2 protein-coding genes are annotated in these 4,466 nt (G+C 68.4%); both read left to right on the top strand.

The annotated features are described in order from the left end of the window. Positions 1-2,056, top strand: a 2,056-nt coding sequence (locus FNH05_RS33190) for a condensation domain-containing protein (protein WP_144592809.1), incomplete at its 5' end; no start/stop codon positions are given. Continuing rightward, the coding region (locus FNH05_RS33185) for a condensation domain-containing protein (protein WP_144592808.1) at positions 2,053-4,466 on the top strand (2,414 nt) is incomplete at its 3' end. The genes FNH05_RS33190 and FNH05_RS33185, both read left to right, overlap by 4 nt.

Here is a 4,466-nt window from a genome sequence, read left to right as displayed (position 1 = left end):
CCTGGGGCGGCCGCTGCCACACGTCCGCGTCCACGTCCTCGACACCCGGTTCCGGCCCGCGCCCGCGTGGGCGACCGGGGAAATCCACATCGGCGGGGCGGGCGTGTCCCGCGGCTACCTCGGCAGGCCGGCGCTGACCGCGGAACGATTCGTGCCGGACCCGTTCGGTGCCGTCCCCGGCGCGCGGCTCTACCGCACCGGTGATCTGGCCCGCCGCCTCGCCGACGACGACCTGGTGTTCCTCGGCCGTGCCGACGACCAGGTCAAGATCCGGGGTCACCGCGTCGAACCCGGGGAGATCGCGAACGTCCTGCGCACGCACTCCACCGTCCGGGAAGCCGCCGTCGTGCTCCGCCGGGACGAGGACGGGCCGCGGCTGATCGCCTACGTCGTCACCCGCTCCGGCGAGACGGCCGAGCTGCGGGACCACTGCGCCCGGCGGCTGCCCGACCACATGGTGCCCGCCGCGTTCGTCCCGCTCGAGGTGTTGCCCCGGACGCCGAACGGCAAGCTCGACCGGGCCGCCCTTCCCGAACCGGAACGCACGGAGCCGGGAACCGCTTATGTGGCACCGGAAACCGACGCCGAGAAGACCCTCGCCGAGATCTGGGCACAAGTCCTGCACCTCGACCGCGTCGGCCGCCACGACAACTTCTTCACCCTCGGCGGCGACTCCATCCTCAGCATCCAAGTCGTCGCCCAAGCCACCCAAGCAGGCATCACCCTCACCCCCCCGCTCCTGTTCCAGCACCCCACCATCGCCGAACTCGCCGCCCTCGGACCCCGGGTCCCGGCCGTCGAGGCCGACCAGGGCCCGGTCACCGGCCCGGTGCGGCCCAGCCCGGTGCAGCGCTGGTTCTTCGAGCAGGACCTGCCCGCGCCGCACCACTACAACCAGGCGGTCCTGCTGCGGGTGCGCGAACCGCTCGACCCGGTGGCGCTGGAGAAGTCCTTGCGGGCACTGGTGATTCACCACGACTCGCTGCGCCTGCGCGCCTTCCGCTCCCCCGGCGGCGAGTGGACCATGGACATCGCGCCCCCCATCGTCGACTACCCGATCCTCACCGTCGCCGATCTCTCCGGGCTTCCCGGCGACCGGCGCACCACCGCCCACGAAGACCTCGTCGCCCGCGCCCAGACCACCCACGACCTCGCTCGCGGGAAGCTCCTCCACGCCCTCTACACCGGTCACCACCTTCTCCTCACCGCTCATCACCTCGCCACCGACGGCATCTCCTGGCGCATCCTCCTCGAACACCTCACCGCCGCCTACGGCGGAACCCGGCTCCCCCGCAAGACCACCTCCTTTCAGCACTGGACGCGGGACCTCGCCGACGAGCGGCCGGAGCCGGCCGCGACCGAGCCGATCCCGCGTGAGCGCGCCGAGTCGCCCGAGGTGAACACGTACGGGAATGCCCGCACCGTGACGACCTCCCTGGAGCCGCGGCGACCGGTCACGCAAGACGTGCTGCTCACCGCGCTCGCGCACACCATCGCCACCTGGATCCACCGGCCCACCGTCACCTTCGACGTCGAGCACCACGGGCGCACCCACGCCCCCACGCACGACCTCACCCGCACCACCGGGTGGTTCACCACGATCCATCCGCTCACCCTCACCACCACCCACGACCCGCACACCACGCTCCAGCACACGAAGAACCAGCTCTCCGAGGCGGACCGGAGGCACCGCCCGTCCGCGGAGATCCGCTTCAACTACCTCGGCAGGTTCGACGGCGCGCTCGGCGAAGACGCGCCGTGGGAGCTACTTCCGGACGCCGTGGACGGCACCGCCGATCCGAGCGGCCGCCGGCCGTACCTGCTGGACGTCAACGCGATGGTCATCGACGGGACGCTGCGGGTGCACTGGACCTACTGCCCCGCCCTGCACCGGCGCGAGACCGTCGAGACGCTGGCCGGACGTTTCCTCCGTGAAACGGAACGCGTCCTCGACGGCGAGGGCGGTGATTTCACCGGCGCCGGGCTCAGCGAACCGGATCTCGAGGAATTCATGGACCACTTGGACGACGTGTTCGCCTCGGAAGGGGAAGCATGACCGGGGACAACGGCGCGGCCAGGAAGCGCGTGGAGCGGATCCACCCGCTTTCGCCGTTGCAGCGCGGGATGGTGTTCCACACCATGCTGGAATCGGAGACGAACACCTACGTCGAGCAGGTCGCGTTCCGTCTCCAGGGCGCGCTGGACGTGGCGGCGTTCCGAAGCGCATGGCGTGAAGTGGTGGCACGGCACGAGATTCTGCGCACCTCCATCCACTGGACGGAACAGGCGAAGTCGCGTCAGGTCGTCCACCGGCAGGGCACACTGCCGTGGACCGAACACGACTGGCGTGCTCTCCCGGCGGACGAGCAGGCCGCCAAGCTGGACGCGTTGTCGCGCGAGGACTGGGTGAAGGGCTTCGACCTGGCCAGGCTCCCGCTCTTCCGGCTGACGCTGATCCGCCTCGGCGAAGACACGCACCAGGTCATCTGGACCAATCACCACGCCATCCTCGACGGCTGGTCGCGCGCCGCGGTGTTCCGCGAAGTGCTGGCGCTCTACCGCGCCGCGTGTTCAGGGCGTCCTGCCTCCCTTCCCCCGGCTCGCTCGTTCGGGGACTACATCGCCTGGATCGGCCGTCAGGATCCGGCACGCGCGGAGGGTTTCTGGCGTACCACACTGGCCGGTTTCACCACGCCCACCCGCCTGCCCGCTTCGTCCGAGTCCGTCGCGACGGCCGCGGAGCGCAGCGCGACCGTCGATTTCACGCTCTCCGCAGCGGATTCGGCGGCTCTGCGCGCCCTTTCCCGCGGTCATGGTGTGACGTTGGGGACGATCGCTCAGGCCGCGTGGGGTCTGCTGCTGTCGCGGCACGCCGGGACCGACGATGTGGTGTTCGGGGTCACCGTGTCGGGACGGCCACCAGAGCTGACCGGTGTCGAGTCGATGGTCGGGCTGTTCATCAACACCCTGCCCGTCCGCATCCAGATCGACCCCGACCGGAACATAAGCGACTGGCTGCAGGACCTCCAGAAGACAATCGGACAACTCCGCGAACACGAACACACCGACCTCGCCGAAATCCAGACCTGGAGCGAAATCCCGCGCGGCGAACCCCTCTTCGACAGCCTGGTCGTGTTCGAGAACTACCCCATCGACGGCGGGGACGACGCGACATCGGGCGACGTGACCGTCGGCGAGGTCCGGATACGGGAACAAACCCACTACCCGCTGACGTTGGTGGTGGTTCCGGGTGAGCGGATTGGTGTGCGATTGCTCTATGCCACCGACCGGTATGACCATGCGGGCGCGTCGGCGTTGCTGGACCAGCTTTGCGTCCTGCTGCACGGCATGACCCAGGCGTCATCCACAGTGGACGAACTGGATCTACTCACCGCCGAGCAACAAGAGAACCTCACCACCACACCCACCGTCGACGTTCCTGCCGGGCCTGTGTTGGTGGAGCGGTTTGCTGAGTGGGCACGGTCATCGCCGGACCGGGTAGCGGTGGTATCGGGGGATGCGCAGGTGACCTACGGGGCGGTGTTGACGCGCGCGTCCCGGTTAGCGGCGCATCTGGTGGCGTCCGGTGTGGGCGCGGACAGTGTCGTCGGCGTGTTCCTCGACCGTTCGGTCGAGCAGATCGTGGCGGTTCTTGCAGTGCAGCTGGCCGGGGGTGCCTATCTGCCGATCGACACGGGTTACCCCCCGGAACGGGTCGAGTATCTACTGGAGGATAGTGGCGCCCGGGTGTTGATCACTGATCGAGACACGACGAGTGCGGGTGTGGTGGTGCCCCCCTCGGCCGAGGGTGGGGTGCTGCCCGAGGTGAGGGTGTCTGCCGATCAGTTGGGGTATGTGATCTACACGTCGGGGTCGACGGGGAACCCGAAGGGTGTGCTGGTTACACACCGGCAGGCGGCACGGTTGTTCGACGCGACCCGGGACTGGTTCAACTTCGACCCGGATGATGTGTGGACACTGTTCCACTCGATCGCTTTTGATTTCTCGGTGTGGGAACTCTGGGGAGCGTTGGCCCATGGCGGCCGACTGATACTGGTAGACGAGGACACCCGCCGCTCACCGGCGGAGATGGCGGTGCTGCTGGGTGAGCAGGCGGTGACGGTGTTGAACCAGACACCGTCGGCGTTCTTCCCCCTGTCCCACACCATCCTCACCGAGGACCGGGCTATACCGGGGTTACGGGCCGTGATCTTCGGGGGTGAAGCACTACCAGTCGAACAACTGGCCGACTGGGTCCACCACTTCGGTGACCAGCACCCCCAGTTGGTGAACATGTATGGCATCACCGAAACCACGGTGCATGTCACCCACCGCCCCCTGACCACCCGTGATGTCATCCCGGGTGCGGGTAGTGTGATCGGCCGACCCATCCCCGACCTACAAGTCCATCTGCTGGACCGGCGGTTGCGTCCCGTGCCACCCGGTGTGGTGGGCGAGCTTTATGT

Source organism: Amycolatopsis rhizosphaerae, from assembly GCF_007713715.1.
GTDB classification, from domain to species: Bacteria; Actinomycetota; Actinomycetes; order Mycobacteriales; family Pseudonocardiaceae; genus Amycolatopsis_E; species Amycolatopsis_E rhizosphaerae.
This window is presented reverse-complemented; position numbering and strand designations above follow the sequence as displayed.